This window comes from Streptomyces sp. T12, from assembly GCF_028736035.1.
GTDB lineage: Bacteria > Actinomycetota > Actinomycetes > Streptomycetales > Streptomycetaceae > Streptomyces.
In genome coordinates this window covers 1,097,144-1,120,141 of the sequence record NZ_CP117866.1, presented here as the reverse complement: position 1 = coordinate 1,120,141, position 22,998 = coordinate 1,097,144, and the positions used below count along the sequence as shown (strand labels likewise).

The 22,998-nt window shown below is 71.0% G+C and carries 19 protein-coding genes and 1 riboswitch; of the genes, 6 read left to right on the top strand and 13 right to left on the bottom strand.

Features of this window, described 5'->3' with window-relative positions; translation table 11 throughout:
- Positions 1-18 precede the first annotated feature (18 nt).
- From PBV52_RS04900 to PBV52_RS04890, 3 genes are read left to right on the top strand one after another with little or no spacing between them, the layout of a single operon-like run.
- Positions 19-3,948 carry an amino acid adenylation domain-containing protein gene (locus tag PBV52_RS04900; protein WP_274237027.1) on the top strand — a complete coding sequence of 1,310 codons (3,930 nt, stop codon included), beginning with the start codon at positions 19-21 and terminating at the stop codon, positions 3,946-3,948.
- Positions 3,945-4,157, top strand: a complete 213-nt coding sequence (locus tag PBV52_RS04895) for an MbtH family protein (RefSeq protein ID WP_274237026.1) — start codon at positions 3,945-3,947, stop codon at positions 4,155-4,157. Before PBV52_RS04900 ends, PBV52_RS04895 begins: the two co-directional genes overlap by 4 nt.
- 36 nt (positions 4,158-4,193) lie before the next feature.
- Positions 4,194-5,420 (top strand): cytochrome P450, encoded by a 1,227-nt coding sequence (locus PBV52_RS04890; protein WP_274237025.1) that lies wholly within the window; start codon positions 4,194-4,196, stop codon positions 5,418-5,420.
- 37 nt (positions 5,421-5,457) lie between these two features.
- Here the strand turns inward: PBV52_RS04890 and PBV52_RS04885 are convergent, their stop codons facing one another.
- From PBV52_RS04885 to PBV52_RS04870, 4 genes are read right to left on the bottom strand one after another with little or no spacing between them, the layout of a single operon-like run.
- Positions 5,458-6,324, bottom strand: a complete 867-nt coding sequence (locus PBV52_RS04885) for a sugar phosphate isomerase/epimerase family protein (protein WP_274237024.1) — start codon at positions 6,322-6,324, stop codon at positions 5,458-5,460.
- Positions 6,321-7,337, bottom strand: coding sequence for a Gfo/Idh/MocA family protein (locus PBV52_RS04880; protein ID WP_274237023.1), 1,017 nt, complete (start codon positions 7,335-7,337; stop codon positions 6,321-6,323). The genes PBV52_RS04885 and PBV52_RS04880 overlap by 4 nt, the downstream gene beginning before the upstream one ends.
- Before the next feature lie 54 nt (positions 7,338-7,391).
- A complete protein-coding gene (locus tag PBV52_RS04875; RefSeq protein WP_274237022.1) occupies positions 7,392-8,816 on the bottom strand; it encodes a sugar porter family MFS transporter in 1,425 nt (474 codons plus the stop codon).
- A gap of 11 nt (positions 8,817-8,827) precedes the next feature.
- The gene (locus tag PBV52_RS04870; RefSeq protein ID WP_274237021.1) at positions 8,828-9,787 is read right to left on the bottom strand and encodes a TIM barrel protein; all 960 of its coding nucleotides are present in this window, start codon (positions 9,785-9,787) and stop codon (positions 8,828-8,830) included.
- A 210-nt stretch (positions 9,788-9,997) separates the two neighbouring features.
- Here PBV52_RS04870 and PBV52_RS04865 point away from each other — a divergent pair, with 210 nt between their 5' ends.
- Positions 9,998-10,999, top strand: a complete 1,002-nt coding sequence (locus tag PBV52_RS04865; protein WP_274237020.1) for a LacI family DNA-binding transcriptional regulator — start codon at positions 9,998-10,000, stop codon at positions 10,997-10,999.
- A gap of 99 nt (positions 11,000-11,098) precedes the next feature.
- Here the strand turns inward: PBV52_RS04865 and PBV52_RS04860 are convergent, their stop codons facing one another.
- The 4 genes from PBV52_RS04860 to PBV52_RS04845 form a co-directional block, all read right to left on the bottom strand.
- The gene (locus PBV52_RS04860; protein WP_274237019.1) at positions 11,099-12,103 is read right to left on the bottom strand and encodes a sugar ABC transporter substrate-binding protein; all 1,005 of its coding nucleotides are present in this window, start codon (positions 12,101-12,103) and stop codon (positions 11,099-11,101) included.
- Positions 12,104-12,365: 262 nt separating this feature from the next.
- Complete coding sequence (locus tag PBV52_RS04855; protein WP_274237018.1) at positions 12,366-13,742, bottom strand: C40 family peptidase; 1,377 nt, start codon at positions 13,740-13,742, stop codon at positions 12,366-12,368.
- Between the two features lie 56 nt (positions 13,743-13,798).
- A riboswitch (cyclic di-AMP (ydaO/yuaA leader) is annotated at positions 13,799-13,975 on the bottom strand.
- A 141-nt stretch (positions 13,976-14,116) separates the two neighbouring features.
- Positions 14,117-15,169, bottom strand: coding sequence for an NAD-dependent epimerase/dehydratase family protein (locus tag PBV52_RS04850; protein ID WP_274237017.1), 1,053 nt, complete (start codon positions 15,167-15,169; stop codon positions 14,117-14,119).
- 60 nt (positions 15,170-15,229) lie between these two features.
- A complete protein-coding gene (locus tag PBV52_RS04845) occupies positions 15,230-15,823 on the bottom strand; it encodes a TetR/AcrR family transcriptional regulator (RefSeq protein WP_274237016.1) in 594 nt (197 codons plus the stop codon).
- Between the two features lie 127 nt (positions 15,824-15,950).
- Between PBV52_RS04845 and PBV52_RS04840 the strand changes: the two genes are divergently transcribed.
- Together PBV52_RS04840 and PBV52_RS04835 are read left to right on the top strand one after the other, a co-directional pair.
- Positions 15,951-16,670 (top strand): NADPH-dependent F420 reductase, encoded by a 720-nt coding sequence (locus PBV52_RS04840; protein ID WP_274237015.1) that lies wholly within the window; start codon positions 15,951-15,953, stop codon positions 16,668-16,670.
- Positions 16,671-16,677: 7 nt separating this feature from the next.
- Positions 16,678-17,433 (top strand): dienelactone hydrolase family protein, encoded by a 756-nt coding sequence (locus tag PBV52_RS04835; RefSeq protein ID WP_274237014.1) that lies wholly within the window; start codon positions 16,678-16,680, stop codon positions 17,431-17,433.
- Positions 17,434-17,444: 11 nt separating this feature from the next.
- Here the strand turns inward: PBV52_RS04835 and PBV52_RS04830 are convergent, their stop codons facing one another.
- The 5 genes from PBV52_RS04830 to PBV52_RS04810 are packed head-to-tail and all read right to left on the bottom strand — an operon-like array spanning position 17,445 to position 22,823.
- Complete coding sequence (locus tag PBV52_RS04830; protein WP_274237013.1) at positions 17,445-18,704, bottom strand: glucarate dehydratase family protein; 1,260 nt, start codon at positions 18,702-18,704, stop codon at positions 17,445-17,447.
- Positions 18,701-19,609 carry a 5-dehydro-4-deoxyglucarate dehydratase gene (locus PBV52_RS04825; RefSeq protein WP_274237012.1) on the bottom strand — a complete coding sequence of 303 codons (909 nt, stop codon included), beginning with the start codon at positions 19,607-19,609 and terminating at the stop codon, positions 18,701-18,703. The genes PBV52_RS04830 and PBV52_RS04825 overlap by 4 nt, the downstream gene beginning before the upstream one ends.
- Positions 19,610-19,636: 27 nt before the next feature.
- The gene (locus PBV52_RS04820; protein ID WP_274237011.1) at positions 19,637-20,581 is read right to left on the bottom strand and encodes a carbohydrate ABC transporter permease; all 945 of its coding nucleotides are present in this window, start codon (positions 20,579-20,581) and stop codon (positions 19,637-19,639) included.
- Positions 20,578-21,498, bottom strand: a complete 921-nt coding sequence (locus PBV52_RS04815; RefSeq protein ID WP_274237010.1) for a carbohydrate ABC transporter permease — start codon at positions 21,496-21,498, stop codon at positions 20,578-20,580. The genes PBV52_RS04820 and PBV52_RS04815 overlap by 4 nt, the downstream gene beginning before the upstream one ends.
- Positions 21,495-22,823, bottom strand: a complete 1,329-nt coding sequence (locus tag PBV52_RS04810) for a sugar ABC transporter substrate-binding protein (RefSeq protein ID WP_274237009.1) — start codon at positions 22,821-22,823, stop codon at positions 21,495-21,497. Before PBV52_RS04810 ends, PBV52_RS04815 begins: the two co-directional genes overlap by 4 nt.
- Positions 22,824-22,998: the final 175 nt, after the last annotated feature.

Here is a 22,998-nt window from a genome sequence, read left to right as displayed (position 1 = left end):
CGACCCGAAAGAGAGCACATGACCACGCAGCCCGCCGCACGGATCGACGTACTGCCCCTGACCCCGCTCCAGGAAGGCCTGCTCTTCCACGCCCTGTACGAGCACGAGCGGGCCGCCCGGGACGTCTACCTGGTCCAGCTGGTCTTCGAACTCGACGGCGCCGTGGACCCCGACCGGCTGCGCGCCGCCGCCCAGGCCCTGCTGGACCGGCACCCCACGCTCAGGGCGGCGTTCCGGCGCCGGCGCGGCGGGCAGCCCGTGCAGGTCGTGCCGCGCAGGGCCACACTGCCGTGGACCGAGGCCGAACTGACCGGCCCCGGCATCGACACCGAGCAGGAGTGGGCCCACCTGCTGGACGAGGACCTGGCCCGCGGCTTCGACCCGGCCACGCCCCCGCTGCTCCGCTGCACCCTGGCCCGCACCGGCGAGCGACGGTACCGGCTGCTCATCACCCACCACCACATCCTGCTCGACGGCTGGTCGGTCTCCGTCCTGCTGCGCGAACTCCTCGCCCTGTACGAGGCCGACGGCGACCCCGCCGCCCTGCCGCCCGCCCCGCCCTACCGCACCTTCCTGGACTGGCTGGGCCGCCGGGACCGTACGGCCGCCGAGGCCGCCTGGCGGCAGGCGCTGGCCGGAGTGACGCAGCCGACCCGGCTCGCCCCGCACGCCCCGGACGGCCGCGGTTCCGGCAGCCTGGCGCAGGCCCGCACGGAGCTCGCGCCGGAGACCGGCACCGCCCTCTCCGCGCTGGCCGCCCGCCTCGGCGTCACCGTGAACACCCTGGTCCAGAGCGCCTGGGCGATCCTGCTGAGCCGTACGACAGGCCACGACGACATCGTCTTCGGCGCCACCGTTTCCGGCCGCCCCGCCGAACTGCCGGGCGTCGAGTCGATGGTCGGCCTGTTCATCAACACCATCCCCACTCGTATCCGACTGCGCCCCGACGAGCCGCTGAGCGGCCTGCTGCCGCGGGTCCAGGAGGCCTACGTCCGCCTGCTCGACCACCAGCACCTGGGCCTCGCCGACATCCAGCGGGCAGCCGGGGTGCCCGAACTCTTCGACACGCTGGTCGTGTTCGAGAACTACCCGATGGACCGGCGCGAGACGGACGACGGCGACCGCATGCGGGTCGTGGGCACGGGCGGGCTCGACGCGACCCACTATCCGGTGACCCTGGTGGCAGTACCGGGGCCCCGGCCGCGCTTCCGCCTCGCCTACCGACCCGACCTCTTCGACGCCGACTGGGCCGAGGCCACCCTCGACCGTCTCGTACGGCTCCTCGAGACCATGGCGGCCGACCCGGAACTCCCGCTGGGCCGCGTCGCACTCGCCCGGCACCAGGAGGACCCGCGCCCGGAACCGGCCCCGGCGACCCGCACCCTCACCGACCTGTGGGCGGCTCAGGTCGCGGCCACCCCGGACGCGGAAGCCGTGCTGGATGGCGGCGTCCGGCTGACGTACCGCGAACTCGACGACCGGGCACAGCAGTTGGCCCGGCGGCTCCTGGCCCTGGGCGCCGGGCCCGAGCGGGTCGTCGGCATCGCGCTGCCCCGTACGGCGGAGCTGGTCGTCGCCGTCCTCGGCGTGCTGAAGTCCGGCGCCGCCTATCTGCCGCTCGACCCGGCCTACCCGCGCGAGCGCCTCGCGTACATCGTCGAGGACGCCCGGCCGGTCGTCGTGCTCGCCACGGACGAGACGGCCAAGGTGCTGCCCGGGGAAACGCCTGTCCTCACGGCTGATGTGATGAGACGTCAGGAAGTCATTCCAGCCCCGCCGTTGTACCCCGACAGCATCGCGTGCGTCATCTACACCTCCGGCTCCACCGGCCGCCCCAAAGGCGTCGCGGAGACCCACGGCAGCATCGTCGAGTTCGTCGAGTGGACGCACACCGCGCTCGGCCCCGAGCGGCTGGCCAAGGTGGTCTTCTCCACCTCGCTCAACTTCGACGTGTCGGTGTTCGAGATCTTCTCCCCGCTGCTGTGCGGGGGCCGTATCGAGATCGTCGAGAACCTGCTGGCACTCACGACGTCTGGCGGCCGGGACGCGACCCTGGTCAGCGGGGTGCCCTCGGTGATGGCAACCGTCGTCGCCGACCGACCCGAGATCTCCCCTCGGGTCATCGCGCTGGGCGGGGAGCCCATTCCCGAACAGCTCCTCACCGACCTTCAAGCCGCCTTCCCCGAGGCCCGGGTCGTCAACTTCTACGGGCCCACCGAAGCCACCATCTACGCGACCGCCTGGCAGTCCGACGTCGACCCCCACCCCAAGGAGGGCTCGCCGCCCCTGGGCGGCCCCCTCGCCCGCAACCGCATCCGCCTCCTCGACCAGGCCCTGCAGCCTGTGCCCGACGGGGTGACGGGCGAGGTGTACATCGCCGGCGGCGGACCGGCCCGCGGCTACCTCGGCCGACCCGGGCTGACCGGGCAGCGCTTCGTCGCCGACCCGTACGGCGGGCCGGGGGAGCGCATGTACCGGACCGGCGATCTCGCGGTGCGCGACCGCGACGGACGGCTGCGCTTCCTGGGCCGGGCCGACCACCAGGTGAAGATCCGCGGCTTCCGCATCGAACTCGGCGAGATCGAGGCCCTGTTGGCCACCCATCCGTCCGTGGCCAAGGCAGCGGCCACCATACGTGAGGACGCACGGGGCGAGCAGCGGCTGATCGCCTATGCCGTACCGGCCGCGCAAGGAGCCGCCCAAGACGACGTACTGCGCGCGCACCTGGCCCGCACCCTGCCCGCCCACATGGTCCCCTCGGCGATCGTCGCCCTCGACGCGCTGCCGCTCACCGCCAGCGGCAAACTGGACCGCACGGCCCTGCCCGCACCCGGCGCCCCGACCCCGACCCCGACCCGCAGTGCTCCGCGCACCGAGCGGGAGGAGAAGCTGCGCGCGCTCGTCGCCGACGTCCTCGGACTCGACCCTGCCCGCATCGGCGTCCACGACAGCTTCTTCGACCTCGGAGGACACTCCCTCCTGGTCCCCAGGCTGACCACCCGGATCCGGACCGAACTCGCCGCCGAACTCCCCGTGCTCGCGGTCTTCGAGACACCGACCGTGGCCGCCCTCGCCCGCCGGACGACCGGTGGCACGGACCCGGACATGGGCACGAACACCGGTACGGCAGCCCTCGCCACCGTCCTCCCGCTGCGCACCCGCGGCGACCGCGAGCCGCTCTTCTGCCTCCCGCCGGCCTCCGGTCTGGCCTGGGGCTTCGCCGGGCTGACCCGGCATCTGGACGCCGACCGCCCGCTGTACGGACTGCAGTCCCGCGGACTGGAGCCGGGGGAGAAGCGGCAGGGCAGCCTCGCCGAGACGGTCGCCGAACACACGGAGCGCATCCGCGAGATCCAGCCCGAGGGCCCGTACCACCTCCTCGGCTACTCCATGGGCGGCCTGGTCGCCCATTCCGTCGCCACGACGCTCCAGGCGGCCGGGGAACGGGTGGCGTTGCTGGTGATGCTGGACTCCTTCCCGGGTGCATGGACGGGTCAGGGCCCGCGCCCCACCGACCGGCCGGCGGTGCTGCGCAGCCTGCTCGCCATCCTGGGGCGGGAACTGCCGCCGGGGGATGCGGAACTGACGGACAGCCGGTTCGCCGAGCTGGTGCGCCGCGTCCCCGACCTCCCCGGCAGCCTCGACGACGTCGAACTCGCGGCCCTGGTCGAGGTGACGGCGAACAACCGGCGCCTGCTGGAGGAGTTCGCCCCCCTGCCGTACGACGGCGACCTGCTGTTCTTCAGCGCCGCCCAGGATCCCGACGCGCACCCGGAACGCCATACGTCCTGGCAGCCGTATGTGCGAGGCCGCGTCGACAACCACGACATCCCCTGCACCCACGGCGAGATGACCCGACCCGGACCACTGGACCGGATCGGACCCGTGCTCGCCCGGCGACTGAGCACAGCCGCACCCCACCCCACCCACAGGAGGAACTCCGCATGACCACCAACCCCTTCGACGACGACGCCCTGGAGCACCTGGTCCTGGTGAACGACGAGGGCCAGCACTCGCTGTGGCCCGCCTTCGCCGAGGTGCCGGCCGGCTGGACCGTCGTCCACGGTGCCGCCGGCCGCCAGTCGTGCCTGGACTACGTTGAGGAGCACTGGACCGACATGCGTCCGAAGAGCCTCATCCGGGCCATGGGCGAATAGGGACCAGGGAACAGCGGAACACGGGAGGAAAACGGGATGACCACATGGCGGACGATCGCGCCGGAAGAGCTCGACACGCTGAACCTGGCCGATCCGCGGCTGCACGCCGAGAGCGACCTGGCCGCCGTGTGGCGCCACCTGAGGGAGCACCGGCCGGTCCACTGGAACCCGGCCACCGACACGGCCCCCGGCTTCTGGGTGGTGACCCGGCACGCCGACGTCACCTCCGTGTACCGGGACAGCACACGCTTCACCTCCGAGGGCGGCAACGTCCTGGAGACGCTGCTCGCCGGCGGCGACTCCGCGGCCGGCCGGATGCTCGCCATCACCGACGGGGCCAAGCACGCCGGGCTGCGCCGCGTCCTGATGTCCGCGTTCTCGCCGCGGGCCCTGGAGCCGATCGTTGAGAGCGTGCGGCGCACCGTGACCCGGCTGCTGCGGGACGCGCTGGAGAAGGGGACCTGCGACTTCGCCGCCGACGTGGCGGCCGGCATACCCCTCGGCGCCATCTGCGACCTGCTCGGCGTACCCGACCGCGACCGGGCCTACGTGCTGAGCCTGACGTCCTCCGCGCTGGGCTCGCACGAGGCGGACAGTACGGCCGCCGATGCCTGGATCGCCAAGAACGAGATCCTGCTCTACTTCGCCAACCTCGCCCGCGACCGGCGCGACAGCGGCCACGCGGACGTCATCGCGCTGCTCGCGGGCAGCGAGGTGAACGGGCTGCCGCTGGACGACGACGAGATCATGCTCAACTGCTACAGCCTGATCCTCGGCGGCGACGAGACGGCCCGCCTGTCCATGGTGGGTGCTGCCCTCGCCCTGCTGGAACACCCCGACCAGTGGCAGGCCCTGAAGCGGGGCGATGCCGGCATCGACACCGCCGTCGAGGAGATCCTGCGCTGGACGACCCCCGCCCTGCACTCGGGACGCACCGCGACGACCGACACCGAGGTCGGCGGCCGGCCGATCAGGGCAGGGGAGATCGTCACCGTCTGGAACGCCTCCGCCAACCACGACGAGCGGATCTTCGAGGCCCCCGGCGAACTGCGCCTGGACCGCACCCCCAACAAGCACGTCACCTTTGCCTACGGCCCCCACTTCTGCCTCGGCGCCTACCTGGCCCGGGCGGAGATCGGCGCCGTACTGGCAGGACTGCGCGACCTGGTGGCGGAGATGGAGCAGACGGGCCCGGCGAAGCCCGTCTACTCCAACTTCCTCAGCGGCCTGAGTGCACTGCCACTCGCCCTGAAGGCCGCCTGAACGTCCGTACGCGGCAGGCTACTGCTACTGCTGCTTGCTACGCGGCCAGCTCCTTGCGGATGCGGTCCAGCATGAACGCCGAGGACTCCTCGGCCCGTTCCTCCCAGGCGAAGACGCAGGCCGTGGCCACGCCGTCGAAGTTCAGCTCGCGCAGGGTGCCGAAGAAGGCGTCCCAGTCGACCTCGCCCTGCCCGATGTCCAGGTGCTGGTGGATACGGGCCGGGGTGCCGGGCGGGTTGAGGATGTAGCGCAGGCCGGAGGAGCCCTTGTGGTTGAAGGAGTCCGCGATGTGCACGTGCTGGAGCTTGTCGCCGGCGTAGCGCATCATCGCCGCGATGTCCGCCTTCGGGTCCGCACCCGACAGGTGGAAGGAGTGCGGCGCGCAGTAGAGGTAGTTCACCCACGGCTTGTTGATCGCACGGACCAGGTCGACCGCGGGGGTGTTCTCCTCGCAGAAGTCGTCCGGGTGCGCCTCCAGGTTCAGAGCGATGCCTTCGCGCTCGAACACCGGGAGCAGTTCCTCCAGCGAGCGCCAGAAGGCCGCCTCGCTCTCGGCGGCGCGCTCGGGGCGGCCGTTGAACTCCGAGTTCATCAGCGGGCATTCGAGATCGGCGGTGATCTCGATCATCCGCTTCCAGTACCGGACGGCGGCCTGCCGCTCGGTCTCGTCCGGCGAGGACCACTTGTACAGCGGCAGCACGGAGGACAGCTGGACGCCGTGCGTGCGCAGGGAGTTCCTCAGCTCCGCGATGCGCTCGTCGTCGGCGCGCGGGTGCAGGAAGAACGGCATGAAGTCGTCGCGGGGCGACAACTCGATGTAGTTGTAGCCGAGTTCGGCGACCGTGCGCACCATCGCGTCGATGGGCAGCGCGCGGAACATGTACGGGTCGAGGGCGATCTTCACGCGGCACCTCCGTAGAGTGCGGGGCGGGGCTTGAGGTCGGTGGCGACGACGCGGCCGGACTCCAGGGCCTCGACGGTCGCGCTGGTGATGACGGTGGCGGCGTAGCCGTCCCACGCCGAGGGGCCGGTGGGTTCGTCGCCGGCCGCGACGCCCGCGATCCACTCGCGGAACTCGGTGTCGAAGGCGTCCGCGAAGCGGCCCACCCAGTCGGTGAGGACCTCGGTGCTGTGCTGCCCCGCGGTGCGTACGCCGACCGCGGCGGGGTCGGGCAGCCGGACGAGGCCGTCCTCACCCACCGCCTCGCACTGGATGTCGTAGCCGTACTGGCAGTTGACGAAGACCTCCAGGTCGATGCGGACGCCCTTGGCGGTCTCGAAGAGCATGATCTGCGGGTCCTTGAGGTGCGCGAACCGCTTGCTCGTGGCGCGCGGGGTGACCACCTGCGTGGAGACGATCTCGTCGTCCAGCAGCCAACGCAGGACGTCGATCTCGTGCACCGCCGTGTCCAGGGCGGCCATGGAGGAGGTGTAGGACTCGGGGACGGTGGGGTTGCGGTGGGCGCAGTGCACGATCAGCGGCTCGCCGATGCGTCCGGAGTCGATGGCCTGCTTCATCTTCCGGTAGCCGGTGTCGTAGCGGCGCATGAAGCCGACCTGGACCAGACGGCGGCCGTGGGCGACCTCGGCCTCGACGATCCCCAGGCAGTCCTCGGCGGTGGTGGCGAGGGGCTTCTCGCAGAACACCGGCTTTCCGGCGGCGACCGCGTTCAGCACGTGCTCGGCGTGGGTGGGGCCCCAGGAGGTGACGAGCACCGCGTCGACGTCGTCCGCCGCGACCACGGCCGCACCGTCGGGCAGTACTCGCGCGCCGACCGGTGCCGCCGCCTCCTCGGCCCGTACGGCGTCGATGTCCGTGACCGCGGTGACACGGGCGCCGGTGACGGTGTGGGTGAGGCGCCGGATGTGCTCCTTGCCGATCCAGCCGGCGCCGATGACGCCTACGCGCACAGTCATGCGTGGTGGTCCTTTCTGCGATGCCCGGCCGTGGCAGGCCCGGGACGGGGGGAATCAGGAGTAGCGCGCCCGGAGTTCGGCCTCGAGGGTTTCGAGCGAGCGGCCCTTCGTCTCGGGGACGTAGCGCTTCACGAAGGCGAGCGAGAAGACACCCGCCACCACGAACAGGAAGAAGGTGTTGGAGATCCCGATACCGGAGACCAGCGACGGGAAGACCAGTCCGATCACGAAGTTGGTCAGCCACAGCACCACGGCCGCGACACCCATCCCGAAGCCACGCATCCGCATCGGGAAGATCTCCGACAGCATCAGCCAGGTAACCGGCGAGATCGCGCCCTGCTGGAAGGCGAGGAAGGTGACGGTCATGGCGAGCACGGCGTAGGCCCGGCCGTCACCGGGCGGGAGCACCAGGGAGAAGACGCCGATCAGCAGCAGGGCGACGGTGGTGCCCAGCTGACCGGCCATCAGCATCGGGCGGCGGTTGGCCCGGCCGAGCAGCCAGATGCCGACGAAGGTGGCCAGCACCGAGATGACGCCGTTGGCGATGTTCGCCGTGAGCGCGCTGTCCGCGGCGAAGCCGGCGTCGGTGAGGATCTGGGTGCCGTAGTACATGATCGTGTTGACGCCGGTGATCTGCTGCACGATGGCGATGCCGAAACCGACGAACATCAGCTTGCGCACCCACGGCGTGGCCTTCATGTCCTGCCAGCCGCCGAGCTTCTCCTGCTCCTCCTTGACGGCGAGCGCGGACACCTCGGCGAGCTCGGCCTCGGCGCGCTGCTGCGACCTGACCTGCTTGAGCACGTCCAGGGCCTCGCTGAAGCGGGTCTTGGAGGCGAGCCAGCGCGGGCTCTCCGGCATCACGAGCATGCCGAACCAGAGCACGACGGCCGGGACGGTGGCGATCACCAGCATCCAGCGCCACACCCCACCGGACTCGCCGCCCACCTGGGCGATGATCGCGTTGGAGGTGAACGCCAGCAACTGGCCGCTGACGATCATGAGTTCGTTACGGGTGACCAGCGCGCCGCGCCGCTCGGCGGGCGAGACCTCGGCGAGGTAGACCGGCACGGTCACCGAGGCGCCGCCGACCGCGAGGCCGAGCACGAACCGGGCGACGACCATGACGGCGGTCGTGGGTGCCAGCGTGCAGCCCAGCGCGCCGATGAAGAAAAGCACCGCGAGGGTGAGGATCGTACGGCGCCGTCCGCGCGCGTCCGACAGCCGTCCGCCGGTCACCGCACCGAGCGCGGCCCCCAGCAGGAGCGAGCTGGTGACCATGCCCTCGGTGACCGGGGTCAGGCCCAGATCGTCGGTCATGTACGGCAGGGCGCCGTTGATGACGCCGGTGTCGTAGCCGAAGAGGAGCCCGCCGAAGGTGGCGATGACGGTGATGAGCCGCAGCCTGCGGGAGACCGCCGGCGGGGCGTCGTCCGTGACGGGGGAGGGGGTCTGTGTCGCGTCGTCCCTGACGTCCATGGGCCGTCTCCTCACCGGTCGAGAGTCGTGAGCGTCGGGCGCCGGGTACCCGCCAGGCCGCAGCCCGCCAGGTGCTGACGGGTGCTCACGGCGATGGGGAGCGGTACGTCCGGTGCGCAGGGGTACAGGTCCTGCTCGACGATCACGAACAACTCGGCGTCCAGCCGGGCGAGTTCGGCCACCACGTCGGCGGGCTTCGGCACGCCGGCCGGGGGCGAGACGCACACGCCGCGCTTGACGGCCTCGCCGAAGGAGAGGTCCTCGGCCGCGACCTGGGCGAGGATCTCCGGGTCCATCTGCTTGATGTGCACGTACCCGACGCGCTCGCCGAAGCGCCGGATCAGGTCGAGGTTGTCACCGCTGCCGTAGGCGACGTGCCCGGTGTCCAGACACAGGTTGGTGTAGCGGGAGTCGGACTCGTTGAGCAGCCGCTCGATCTCCGGCTGGGTCTGGATGTGGCTGTCGGCGTGCGGGTGGACGACCAGGCGTACGTCGTACTCGTCGAGGAGCAGCCTGCCGAGCCGGTCGGCGGCCTTGCCGAAGCCGGCCCACTGCTCGGCGGTCAGCTCCGGCGACTCGGTGAACGCCCCGGTCTTCTCGTCCCGGTACATGGGCGGGATGAGGACCAGGTGATGGGCGCCCGCGGCGGCGGTGAGCTCCGCGACCTGGCGGACATGGGCGAGCATCGCGTCCCATGCCTCGGGCCGGTGCAGTGCACCGAAGGCGGTGCCGCCGGAGACCTGGAGGCCGCGAGCGTCCAGCTCTTCCTTCAGCCGCTGCGGGTCGGTGGGGAGGTAGCCGTACGGCCCGAGCTCCAGCCACCGGTAACCCGCCCGGGCCAGCTCGTCGAGGAAGCGGGTGTACGGGACCTGCTGGTCGTCCTCGGGGAACCAGACGCCCCACGAGTCGGGGGCCGAGCCCAGGCACAGGTTGCCCGCAGTGGTGCGGAGCGAGGTTGGCGCCGTTGCCATGACAAGTCCTTCGGGGAGGGGACGGACGTCAGGGACGTATCCACAGATCGTCTATCGCGCTCTACTAGCGCGCTCTAGTGCGAGTACGATGACCCTGGTCCAAATGTCATGTCAATAGCTTGTTGCCGGGAGATTTCGAGACCCGGCTAAGGTGATCTGCGTCGAAGGGTGGGTTCACAGGTGGATGCATCGGGCAGGCAGCGGCCCACGATGGCGGACGTCGCCGAGAAGGCGGGTGTGTCCCGAGCCCTCGTCTCGATCATCTTCCGCGACCTGCCGGGTGCGAGCCGTGAGACCCGCGAGCGGGTGCTGCGCGTCGCCGACGAGATCGGCTACCGCCCCGACAATGCGGCCCGGCTGCTCGCCCGCGGCCGCAGCCGCGCCCTCGGCGTGATGTTCACCGTCCACCAGTCCTTCCACATGGACCTCGTCGCCGGCATCTACCCCGAGGCCGAGCGGCTCGGCTACGACGTCCTGCTCTCCGCCGCCGCCGAGGGCCGCAGCGAGGAAAAGGCCGTCGAGGCGCTGCTCGGCCACCGCTGCGAGGCGGTGATCCTCCTCGGCCCCGACGCGGATCCCGCCTACCTCGACGCACTCGGCCGCCGTACCGTCACCGTCTCGGTCAGCCGCCGGGTGCCCCAGGCGCGCGTGGACTTCGTGCACAGCGCCGAAGGCAAGGGCGTCCGGCAGGCCATGGACCACCTCGTGGAACTGGGCCACCGCCGGATCGTGCACATCGACGGCGGGCGCGGCCCCGGCTCGGCCGAGCGGCGGCGCGCGTACCGGGCCGCGATGCGCAGGCACGGGCTGGAGGCCGAGCAGCGGGTGATCCCCGGCGCGCACACCGAGGAGTCGGGCATCGAGACAGGCCGGATGCTGCTGGCCGAGCGCGACCGGGGGCTGCCCCTGCCCACGGCGGTCCTCGCGGGCAACGACCGTTGTGCGATGGGCCTGTTGATGACCCTGACGCGGGCGGGCGTCGAGGTCCCGCGCGACATGTCCGTGGTCGGCTACGACGACAGTCATCTCTCCCATCTGATGCCGATCGGCCTCACCACCGTCCGCCAGGACGCGGTCCTCATGGCCGAGAACGCGGTCCGCTTCGCCGTGGACCGGCTGCAGAACCCGGAACTGGAGCCCCGCGAGGCCGTTCTGGACCCCAAACTCGTCGTCCGGGGCAGCAGCGGGCCGGCCCCGCAGGAGCCGGCCTGAGAATGAACAGCGGCGAGGGGCCGGCCTGAGAACGAACAGCGGCGAGGTCGGCCGCGCCCCGTCGCGGCCACGGCCGACCCCGCCTGTCCATGTACGCGCCTAGCGCGTGCCCTTGGCCGCGAACTCCGCGACCGCGTCGACGTTGTCCTTGGTGATGAACGCGGGCCCGGTCAGCACCGGAGCGGTGCCGCCGCCGCTGAAGTTGCCGTTGGTCTTGTACAGCCACAGCGAGTCGACCGCCAAGTAGCCCTGCAGGTAGGGCTGCTGGTCGACGGCGAACTCGACCTTGCCGTCCTGGACGGCCGTGACCAGCTCCTTGTTGAGGTCGAAGGTCGCGACCTCGGCCTTGGCGCCCGCGTCGGACACCGACTGCACGGCGGTCAGCGCGAAGGGGGCGCCGAGGGTGACCACCTGGTCGATGGAGGAGTCCTGCTGGAGCTTGGCGGTGATCGTCGACTTCACGGACGGCATGTCGGTGCCGTTGACGTAGAGGATGTCCGTCTTGCCCTCGAACCCCTTCTTCAGGCCGGCACAGCGGGCCTCCAGGGCGACATGGCCCTGCTCCTGGATGACGCAGAGGGCGTGCTTGGCGCCCGTCTCGTTGAGCCGCTCACCGAAGGCCTTGCCGGCGATGTTCTCGTCCTGTCCGAAGTACTCGAGCAGGCCGAGGTCCTTCCAGTCGTCCAGGCCGGAGTTGAAGCCGACGACCGGGATGCCGGCCGACGTGGCCTTGGCCACCACGGCCTTCATGGCGCTCGGCTTGGCCGCGGTGAGGGCGATGCCGTCGACCTTCTGGTCGATCGCGTTCTGCACCAGGTTGGCCTGGTTGCCCGCGCTGGGGTCGCTGGAGTAGACGAGCTTGATGTTGTCCTTGGCGGCGGCGGCCTCGGCCCCCTTGCGGATCAGGTCCCAGAAGGTGTCACCGGGAGCCGCGTGGGTGATCATGGCCACGGTCATCCGGGGCGTGGTGGCCTTGCCCGCCGAAGCGTCCGCGGAGCCCTCCTCGGACGCCTTTCCGCCGGAGCTGCTGGAGCATCCCGCGGCGAACAGGCCGGCGGCCAGGGCGGCAGCGGTCAGTGTCGCGGCTCGGTGGTGTCTGCGCATGTCCCATGCACCTCGCTGTGCTGGTCGGGGCGGGTTCTCAGGTGGGGGGAGGGTCACGGGTACCGCCCGTTGGATACCGACTGGAGCGCTTCACTAGCGCGCTCTAGTGGCAGGTACTATGCGGCTGCGCGCAGATGATGTCAATGGGTTTGTCAGGACGTATCGACAAAGCCGAGGTGGAGCGGTGTTCTGGCTGGGCGGCCCGGAGGCAAAGAAGACCACCCCGCCTGGCGGAAGGCGGGGTGGTGGTCCTGTCGATGGCTCAGGCGGGCCGTATCGCGCTGTGGATCGCCGGCTCCCCGGCGTAGTGGATCGACTCCTCGCGGATGGCCGCCCCCGGCCCCGGGGCGTGGATCATCATGCCGTTTCCGGAGTAGATGCCGACGTGACCGATGTGGAAGAGGACCAGGTCACCGGGTTCGAGGTGGGCGAGGGCGACTCCCTGGCCCGCGGTCGCCTGCTCCTGTGCGGTGCGGGGGAGTGTGATGCCGGCGGCCTTCCAGGCGGCCTGGGTGAGGCCGGGGCCGTCGTAAGCCCCCGGCCCCGTCGTGCCCCAGACGCAGGGCTTGCCCAGCTGGGCGCGGGCGAAGTCCAGGGCACGCGTGGCTCGCGTGTCCTGCGGTGCCGTCGAGGCGAGGGCGGGGGCGATGTCGAGAGCCTGGCCCGGGACGGTGGTCGCGGAGGTGTCGACGCTCGGGCTCGGCGCGGTGGGCCAGGCCGTCGTGCCGGGCGGGACTGTGGTGAGGTCGGCTGCGGACTGTGCTTGCAGGGCCTGCCACTGCGTCTCGGCCGAGGGCTGGAGCTCGACCGGCGTAGTGCCCCACGTGTCGGCGGCGGGCAGGGGCTCGATCGCCGGGAGCGGCGTGCTCTGCGGTGCGGTGTACGCGGACAGCAACTCCCGGGCGCGGGCGAGCTTGCGCTGGTTCTGCTCCTTGGCGGTTCGCAGCGAGGACCGCTGCTGCGGATCGGCCTTCGGTTCGGCCGCCGGCTCGGCGGTCGGGGCGGGCAGGGCGAGGGCCGACCGGGTGCTCCAGTCGGTCTGCGCGGCCTCCTGCGGTGCCTCCGGGGCGCCAGGCAGGGCGGCCATCGGGCCTGCGGTCAGCTCCGCGACGGGAGCCGTCCCCGTGACCTGAGCGGACGTCAACTCGGCGACCGGTGCGGCGGGCAACTCCAGTACGGGCCGGCCGGACGCCTCCCGCCCGCGGTCCGTGAGACCGTCCCCCGCACCCTGCGCCGGGCGGGCGCGCCGCGCCTCGGCGGGTCGCTCCGGCATCCTGTCGGCCGGCAGCGCCGCCGGAACGGTGGGACCCAGCTTCGAGCGGGCCACGTCGAACCACTGCCGGGCGATGTTGTCGAGAGCGGGGTCGCTGCGTCTGCCCTCATCGCCCCGGGCCGCGGCGGTGGTTGTGCCTCCGGCGCCCGTCGGCCGGTCGGCACGCTTGCGCGGTCCCGTCGCCGCGGCGCGGGTGGCGTTGAAGGTTCCCGTGTCGGACTCGGCCCGGTCGTAGAGGGAGCTGACCCGTCGGCTGACCTCCTCGCGGCTCGGTGCCTCGTCCCCGGGGGAGGGGGCGGCGTTGGCCGTCTGGGCGAGCAGTGCCACCGAGGTGAGGGCCGCCGACGCGAGTGCGGAATTGCGCATGCCGGGCAGGCTCAAAGCCCCCGGACGCGCGGTGCGTTCCGGCGCCATGGGCGACGTACTCCTTCCGTAATCCGCCTACCGAGTTAGCTGACGGGTTCGGGCGGACGGTTCCGGAAGGTGTGCCCTACGGCCCTTGCCCCGAAAGGCAGTTGGGCCGATTCACCCCGATTTTCGGTTGGGTCCCCGGCTCCAGTGAACCCCTGGGGGCGCACCGGACTCAGCGGAGGCCGCACGTCCCGGCGGGGTTCGCCGGAGGTCGTCGTGCGGCCTGAGGCGTAACCTAGCCAACTTGTGAGCCTCGCGTGAAGGTTGACATGTGAAATGTCCGATACGTTTTTGTGACCTTCGACGCTTCGGGGGCGGGGCCTCCGGTTTCACTTCGCGCTGCGCTGACTCCGCCACGCCTCGTAGTGGTCCAGGACCGTCTGCTCGATCGGGCGGTAGGTGATGCCCAGTTCGTTCACGCTCCGGCTGTTGTCCACCCGGAAGCGGATGCCGAGGTGTTTGCGGATGTAGTCCTGCGTCAGCCCGAAGGCCGGGCCGAGGACGCGTACCGGCCAGTGCGGGAGCGCGGTGCGCGGGAGGCGGAGGTCACGGGGGTACCGGGCCCGGATGATGCGGGACATCTCGTGGAAGGACGTCATGGTCCGATCGGCGACGATGTAACGGCCCTTCGCGTCCGGGTTCTCCGCTGCCGCGATGTGCGCGTCGGCGACCTCGCGCACGTCCGCCGTGGTGAAGCTGAAGTCCGGTGCGCCGTAGAAGAAGTAGCCCTTGAACAGCTCCTCCAGCAGGAACAGGCTGCCGGACTCCGAGGCCGGGGTGAGGGAAGGGCCCAGGATCAGGCCGGGGTTGACCGACACCATCCGCCAGCGGCCCTGGGCGGCCTCCGCGTCCCGGGCCGCGCGCTCCGCCAGCGTCTTGGCGTAGTGGTAGGGGTTGTTCTCGACCGTGCTGGTGGTGTTGAAGTACCGCTCCGACAGCACCGCGTCGTCCATGGCGAGTACGTCCGCGTAGTCCCCGAAGATCGTGCCCACGGTGGAGGTGAGGACGAGCCTGTCGACCGTGGGCGTCCGCTCGATGGCCGCCAGCACATGGCGCGTACCGAGCAGGGCCGGGTCGACCATGTCCCGGCGGCCGTCCTTGATCTTCTCCGGCATGCGGAACGGCGACGCCACATGGAACACTACCCGGCAGCCGGTCATCGCCTCGTCGAAGGAGCCCTCCGTCAGCAAGTCCGCCTCGAACAAGGACAGTTGGCCGGGGTGCGCCTCCTGCATCTCCCGCAGGGGCCGTACCTTCGCCGTGTCGGCCGTGCTGCGCACGGTGGCATGGACCCGATACCCGCGCTCCAGAAGCCGCTTGACCAGATGGCTTCCGACGAACCCGCTGCCGCCGGTCACCAACACGCCTGTCGAGCCGTCCATGCCCACGCCCTCACCCCTCCTGTCGTGCGGTCGGGGGTCACCTTATGGGGCGTCGGACGGCTACCGGTGTGCCAGTGCCGCGAAGGCCTCGTCCAGGACGTCCACGAGATCGAGGGCGCCCTCGGAGGCGGTCCAGTGGTCCAGGGCGACGTTCAGGCAGTCCAGGGCGGCGGCGGCCCGCACGGTCTGGGCGAGTGTCGCCGGCTCCGTGGAACCGGCGCGTTCCGCGAGGGCCCGGGCCAGAGCGGGGCGCCAGCCGTGCTGCTTCTCCAGTTGCCGCGCACAGAGGGCGGGGGTCTCCCGCACGAGCCGGGTCGTCGCGAGGGCGCGCGCGGGGTCCTCGCGGTAGCGCTCGATCACGGTGTCCAGCGCGCGCCGCAGCGCCGTCCACTCGTCCTCCTTCGCGGGCCGGGCCCGCAGGGCGTCGGCGGCCTGGTCGCCGTGGGCGTCGAAGGCGCCGAGGACGGCGTCCTCCTTGGTGCCGAAGTAGCGCAGGAACGTGCTGCGGGACACTCCGGCCGCCGCGGCCAGGTCGTCGAGGGTGACCTTCTCGAAGCCCTCGCGCCGGAACAACTCGAAGGCCACCTGGGCCAGTTCGGCCCGTACGGCGGCCCGGGCGATGTCTCTCGTGTTCGTACGTGCTGCTGCGCTCACCTCGTGACCCTATCCGGTCGCCCACCCTCACTTGCAGTTCCGGCACTCGATCGCTAACGTGACACTCAGTTTCACATACGAAACTCCACTTCACCAGCGCTCACGCAGTGACGGAGGCACGTACACCGTGACCAAGATCCTCGGACTCATCGGCAGCGGCATGATCGGCAGCTCGGTGGCCCGCCTCGCCGTCGCCGCCGGACTGGACGTCGTCCTGAGCAACTCGCGCGGCCCCGAGACCCTGGCCGACCTCGTCGCCGAACTCGGCGAGCACGCACGGGCAGCCACGCCCGAGGAGGCCGCGCAGGCCGGCGATCTCGTGGTGGCGACCGTCCCGCTGAAGGCCTACGACCTCCTCCCGGTCGCCGCCCTTGCCGCAAAGACCGTGATCGACACGATGAACTACTACCCGGACCGCGACGGCCGCGTCGCCGCACTGGACTCGGGCGAGCTGACCTCCAGCGCCCTGGTCCAGCGGCATCTGGCCCGCTCACACGTGGTGAAGGCGTTCAACAACATCGACTTCCGGCGGCTGGCAACCTCCGCCCGGCCCTCCGGCGCCCCCGACCGCAGTGCCCTGCCCGTCGCGGGCGACGACCCCGGGGCCAAGGCCGAGGTGGCCCGGCTGCTGGACACCCTCGGCTACGACTGCGTGGACATCGGGACGCTCGCCGACAGCCGGCGCAGCGAGCCCGGCACGCCGGTCTACGTACAGCCGTACATGGCCCCGCGGCCCGAAGGACTTGGCCAACAGGAGGCGCAGCGCTGGTTCTTCGAGACGCCGGGCGTCCCGGTCTCCGCGGAGCGCGTCAAGGAACTCATCGACAACGCGACCATCGAGAACTGAGGCCGACATGCAGGGAACACTCGTCGCCGTCCCCACCCCGGACGGAACCGCCGACGCCTACCTCGCCCGTCCGGACGGCGACGTCCCGCGCCCGGCGGTGCTGATGTACATGGACGCCTTCGGTCTCCGCCCGCACCTGAAGGGGATGGCGGACCGGCTCGCCTCGGCCGGGTACACGGTCCTGGTCCCCAATGTCTTCTACCGCCACGGCCCGGCGCCCGTCGTGGAGTTGCCCGAGTTCATCAACCCGGCCGAGCGACCGGAGATCATCCAGAGCCTGCGCCCGGCCGCGCAGACGCTCACCCCCGAGGCGGCCATGCGGGACGCCGGGGTCTACCTCGACTGGCTCGCCGACTCCCCGCTCACGGCCGACGGCCCGGTGGGCGTCACCGGCTACTGCATGGGCGCCGCCCTGGCCCTGCGCACCGCCGGGACCCATCCGGACCGAGTGGCGGCCGCGGCCGGCTTCCACGGGGCGTACCTCGCGACGGACGCCCCGGACAGCCCTCACCTGCTCGCCGACCGCGTCACCGCCGAGCTCTACTTCGGCCACGCCGACCGGGACTCGACCAACCCGGCCGAGCAGATCGACCGCCTCGACAAGGCCCTCACCGCGGCCGGCGTCCGCCATCGCGGCGAGGTCTACCCCGGCGCCCACCACGGCTTCACCCAGGCGGACACCGCGATGTACGACGCCGAGGCGACGGAACGGCACTGGGCGGCCCTGCTGGATCTGCTGGGCCGCACCCTGCCGTCGCCGTAAGCCTCCGGCCGTCACCAGCGCGGCAGCCCTGGTTCGTAGTCCGGGTGGATCCGCCGCATGTACCCGGAGTCGTCGCGGGAGCGCACCCCCGAGTCGACGTACAGCCGGTGCAGCCGGTGCAGGGCATCGTGGTCGAGCTCCACGCCGAGGCCCGGGCCGGTGGGGACCTCGACCGCCCCGTCGCGCAGCTGAAGCGCACCGGGGAGGATCACGTCGTCGGCCGAGTTCCACGGGTAGTGCGTGTCGCAGGAGTGGTCGAGGTGGGGGATGGCCGCGCCCACGTGGGTCATGGCGGCGAGGCTGATGCCCAGGTGCGAGTTGGAGTGCATGGACAGGGTGATGCCGAACGCCTCGCAGACCGCGGCCAGTTCACGGGTGCGGCGCAGTCCGCCCCAGTAGTGGTGATCGGTGAGGAGCACCTGGATCGCGTTCTGCTCGATGCCCGGCTTCAGGTGTTCCCAGGCGATCACACACATGTTGGTGGCGAGGGGGAGCGGCGAGTCCTTCGCCACCTCCGCCATGCCGGGGATGGTCGCGGTCGGGTCCTCCAGGTACTCCAGTACGCCTTCCAGCTCGCGGGCGACGTACCGCGAAGTCTCCACCGTCCAGGCCGTGTTGGGGTCCAGGCGCAGCGGCTGCCCAGGGAAGGCCTCCGCGAGTGCCCTGATCGCGGCGATCTCCTCGTCGGGTGGGAAGACACCGCCCTTGAGCTTGAACGAGCGGAAGCCGTAGCGCTGTTGCATCAGCCGGGCCTGCTCGACGATCCCGGCGGGGTCGAGCGCCTCGCCCCAGTCGTCGCCGACCGCCGGGCGGCCGTCGAGGGCGGGGTGTTCGGCCCACTTGTAGAAGAGGTAGGCGGCGAACGGCACCGAGTCGCGGACCTTCCCGCCGAGCAGATCGCTCACCGGGCGGCCCAGCAGTTTGCCCTGTGCGTCGAGGCAGGCCACCTCCACCGCCGAGGTGGTCCAGCCGCGCTCGTGGGAGCTGGGCACGGTGGGCAGCAGGGCGGCGTCGATCGCGGCCGCGACGGCGGTCGTGTCGAAGACGTCCATGCCGACGACCACCTTCGCGGCCGCCTGAAGTCGCTCCAGGCGGGCGGTGCCGCCCGGCGACTCGCCGAGGCCCACCGTGCCGTCCTCCAGGACGAGTTGGAGGATGAGGCGCAGGGCAAGCGGCTCGTGGACGCCGCTCGAGTTGAGCAGCGGCGGGTCGCGGAAGGCGATCGGGGTGACGATCAGCTCGCGGATCCGGGTGCCGGTGGTGGTGCTCATGCGCGGATCGCCTCCAGGCCGTGGTCGATGAGTTGCGCGAGCCGGGCGACATGCTCCGGCGTGGGGTCGAGCAGCGGCGCACGTACGCCGCCGACGTCCAGGCCGCGCAGGGTCACCCCGGCCTTGACGAGCGCCACGGCGTACCCGGGGACCTCGTCGCGGAGTTCGACCAGGGGACCGTAGAACTCGTCGAGGAGCGTGCTGGTCGTCGCCTCGTCGCCTTCGGTCAGCGCGCGGTGGAAGGTCAGCGCGATCTCCGGGGCGAAGGCGAACACGGCCGACGAGTAGAGGTCCACGCCGATGCCGTGATAGGCGGGCGCGGTCATCTCGGCGGTGGGCAGGCCGTTGAAGAACTGGAAGTCCTCGGCACCGCGCACGGCGCGTACGGCCCGGACGATGCGGTGCATCCGCTCGATGTCGCCGATGCCGTCCTTGAGACCGACGACCTTGGGCAGGGCGGCGATCTCGGCGGCCGTGGCCTCGGTGAGGCGGGCGGTGCCGCGCTGGTAGAAGATCACCGGCAGCTCGGACGCGGCGGTGACCTCCTCGACGTACCGCACCAGGCCCCGCTGCGGCGCCGTCACCAGGTACGGCGGCAGCAGCAGGATGCCGTCGGCGCCGGCGCGTTCGACGCGGGCGGCCTGGTCGCAGGCGACCGGGGGCGGGCCGCCCGCCGCCGCGAGGACGGGGACGCGTCCGGCGGTCGTCTCGACGGCGACACGCGTGGCCCGCTCGATCTCGTCGGGCGTCAGCGCGTGGAACTCGCCGGTGCCGCAGGCGACGAACACGCCGCCCGCACCGGCCGCGACGCCGCTGTCGATGTGCTGGGCGAGCCGTTCCTCGTCCAGTGACCCGTCCGCGGCGAACGGCGTCACCGGGAAGAACAGCACTCCTTGGAACTTCATGTCTCCCTCAAACGTGGGGGGTCGGTTTCAGCCCTTGGTGGCCCCGGCGGCGATGCCGGAGACCAGCGAGCGCTGGAGGAGCAGATAGACGATCAGGCTGGGGATCAGGGCGATGACCGCACCGGCCAGCACCACCCCGGAGCCGACCTCGGGGTCGGTGCGCAGGATGGACAGGGCGACGGTGACCGTGTAGTCGGTGGGGTCCTTGGCGGCGATCAGCGGCAGCAGGTACTGGTCCCAGATCATGATGAAGCCGAGCACGCCGGCCACGCCGAGCGCGGGCTTGCACAGCGGCAGGACGACCTGCCACAGCATCCTCAGCTCACCGACGCCGTCGAGGCGGGCGGCCTCCTCGATCTCGTCGGGTATGTCCCGCATGAACTCGGTCAGCATCATGACCGAGAACCCCCAGGCGCCCAGCGGCAGGATGACGCCCCAGACCGTGCCCTTGAGGTCCAGGTGGACCACGGGGACGTCACCGAGGACCAGCGACAGGGGGATGGCGATGACCTCCTCGGGGAGCATCAGCGTCATCATGAACAGCATCATGATCAGCGCCTGGCCGCGGAAGCGGTGCCGGGCCAGCGCGTACGCGGCCAGGGTGCACACCACGAGCTGGAGCAGGAGCCCGCCGCCCGCGATGACCAGCGAGTTGCCGAGGTAGTCCCAGATGCCGCGCTCGCCCGCCACCTCGAAGTTCAGCAGCGTGCTGTCGTGCGGCAGGAACGACAGCGAGGAGCCGCTGGGGTTGGGGGTGAAGGCACCCGAGAAGATCGTCAGGAACGGCGCCGCGAATACGGCGAGGGCGATCAGACAGAGCAGGATGCGCAGGGCCCAAGCGAGAGAGGGCTTGTCGTTCCAGCCGAGCGCGGTGTCGAAGCGGGCCGGGGTGGTCCGCTGTGCCTTGGTGCCCCGGCCGGCCGGGGTGTCGGGGGCCGTCGGCCGGACGGGGTCGATGACGGGGGCGCTCATCGCGTTTCTCCCCTCTTGCGGAGGTAGTTGACCGTGACGGTGAGGAGCAGCGTCACGCAGAGCAGCACGACCGAGGCCGCCGAGGCGCCGCCGATGTCGTTGCGGCTGAAGCCCAGGGTGTAGGCGCGGGTCATCCAGACGTCGGTGGACCCGGCCGGGCCGCCGCCGGTGAGGACGTAGACCTCGGTGAACACGCGCAAGCCGCGGATCGTGGCGAGGGTGAGCACGATCATGAGCGCCGGGCGGATCGCGGGGAGCGTGACGTGGCGCAGCCGCTGCCACAGCGAGACGCCGTCCATCGCCGCCGCCTCGTACAGCGAACGGTCCACGCCCGCGAGGCCGGCGAGGAGGATCACCATGTTGTACGGGGCCCAGATCCAGATGCCCATGGCCATCGTCGAGTACAGCGCGATGCCGGGGTTGTCGAGGAACTGCACCGGCCCGAGCCCGAGCAGGTGCAGGCCGCTGTTGAGGAGGCCGTCGGAGGTCGGGTAGTACATCAGCCGCCACAGCTCACCGACGACCGCGGTCGCGGTGACCGCGGGCAGGAAGACGGCGGTCCGGATGATCTTCAGCGAGCGGGCCTGGCCCTCCAGGAGCAGGGCGAGGACGAAGCCGAGCAGGATGGCGCCGAGCGACTGGCCGATGCCGAGGACCAGGGTGTGCCCGATGGCGTCCTGGAAGCGGTGGTCGGTCAGGACCCGGGTGTAGTTGTCGAGGCCGATCCACTGGTCGCCGAGGAAGGGCCGCACGTCGAAGAAGCTGAGCCAGATGCCCTTGGCCATCGGCCAGAACTTGAAGACGAGGGCGAGCAGCAGACCCGGCGCCAGGAAGAGCCAGGGGACGACGGCCTTCTTGCCGAGGACGCCGAAGACCCTGCCTCCGCGCGCCGCGGGGGTGTTCACGGTAGCGGTCATTTCAACAGGTCCTGGTCCTTGAGGTCGCCGGCGAGGGTCTCGTTGAGCTCCCCCAGCTGGGAGCGGACGTCACCGCCGCAGTAGGTGAAGATCGAGTTGAGCGCGTCGGCGGTGTCCTGCTTGATCGGCGCGAAGTCCGGCGCGTTCGGGAACTGCTGGGAGGCGTCCTCGTACGCCTTCTGTACGACGCTCCAGCGGGCGTCGTCACGGACCTTCGCCGCGTCCAGGGTGGCGTTCACGGGGATGCGGACTACGGGCTGGTTCTTGCCGGTCATGGCGAGCTTCTGGCCCTCGGGGGAGATCAGGAAGGCGGCGAGCGCCTGCTCCTGCTTCGCTTTCCCCGTCCTGGCGCCGAAGTAGACGTTCTCGCCGTCGGCCAGCACATCGGCGCCCGCCGGGCCCGCGGGCGCCGGGACGACCTCGTACTTGTCCTTGCCGGGCGTGGTGTCGAAGGTGACGATGTTGTACGGGCCGGTCATGTACATCCCGGCGTTGCCGTCCTGGAAGTTGGTCGCCGTCGAGGTGACGGCGGTCAGGGCGCCCGGCTGGGTGACACCGTTATCACCGCAGAAGAGGCTGTTCTTCATCCAGGTCACGGTGTGCACCGCGGCCGCCGAGTCCATGGCGGGCCGGTAGGTGCCCTTGCCGTCCGGCTCGATGATCTGCGCGCCGCCCTGCCACAGGAAGCTCGCGCCCCACCAGGCGGCGTAGCCGTTCTGGGCGCTACCTGGCACGACCATGCCGTAGGTGTCGGCCTTGCCGTCGCCGTCCGGGTCCTCGGTGGCGAAGGCCTTGGCGACGGAGAGCATCTCCTGCCAGGTCGTCGGTGCCTTCAGACCGAGTTTGCGCAGCCAGTCCTTGCGGATCATCAGGGTCTGGGCCTGACGGGAGTACGGGATGCCGTAGTGCCTGCCGTCGATGCCCACCGTGGAGGACCAGGTCTTGTCGGTGATCTGGTCGTGGCCCGCGATCGAGGCGGGGTCGATCGGCTTGAGGAGGCCCTGGCCCTGGTAGCTGCCCATCAGCGCGGTGTCGTTGATCATGACGTCCGGGAGGTCCTTGGTGGACGCCCGGCTCTGCAGCTGCTGGTCGAAGTTGACGACCGGCTGGTAGTCGATCTTGATGCCGGTCTTCTTGGTGAAGGCGGCGAAGACCCGCTCGTAGGTGGCGGCGGAGTCCGGATTGCTCCGGGTCCACACCTCCAGTGTGTTCGGGTCGTCGCTGCCCGCACCGCCGGAACCGGAGCCGCACGCGGCCGTTGCGAACGCGAGCGCCGCGGCGACGAGCAGGGCGGCCGGGCGGCGACTTCGTCGGCGATCCCGCATGGGCACCCTCCGTGGTTCGCTGGAGTTCACGTACGTGAACTCTCTTCATGCATCTAAATGATCGGCCAAGTTACGAATCGTTTCAGTCGCATGTCAAGACATGGCGGCGAGATTTCACCGGCCCTATAGGGGTAGGGCCCGATGGGGCGAGTTCGCGTCACCCCCGGAAAACCAG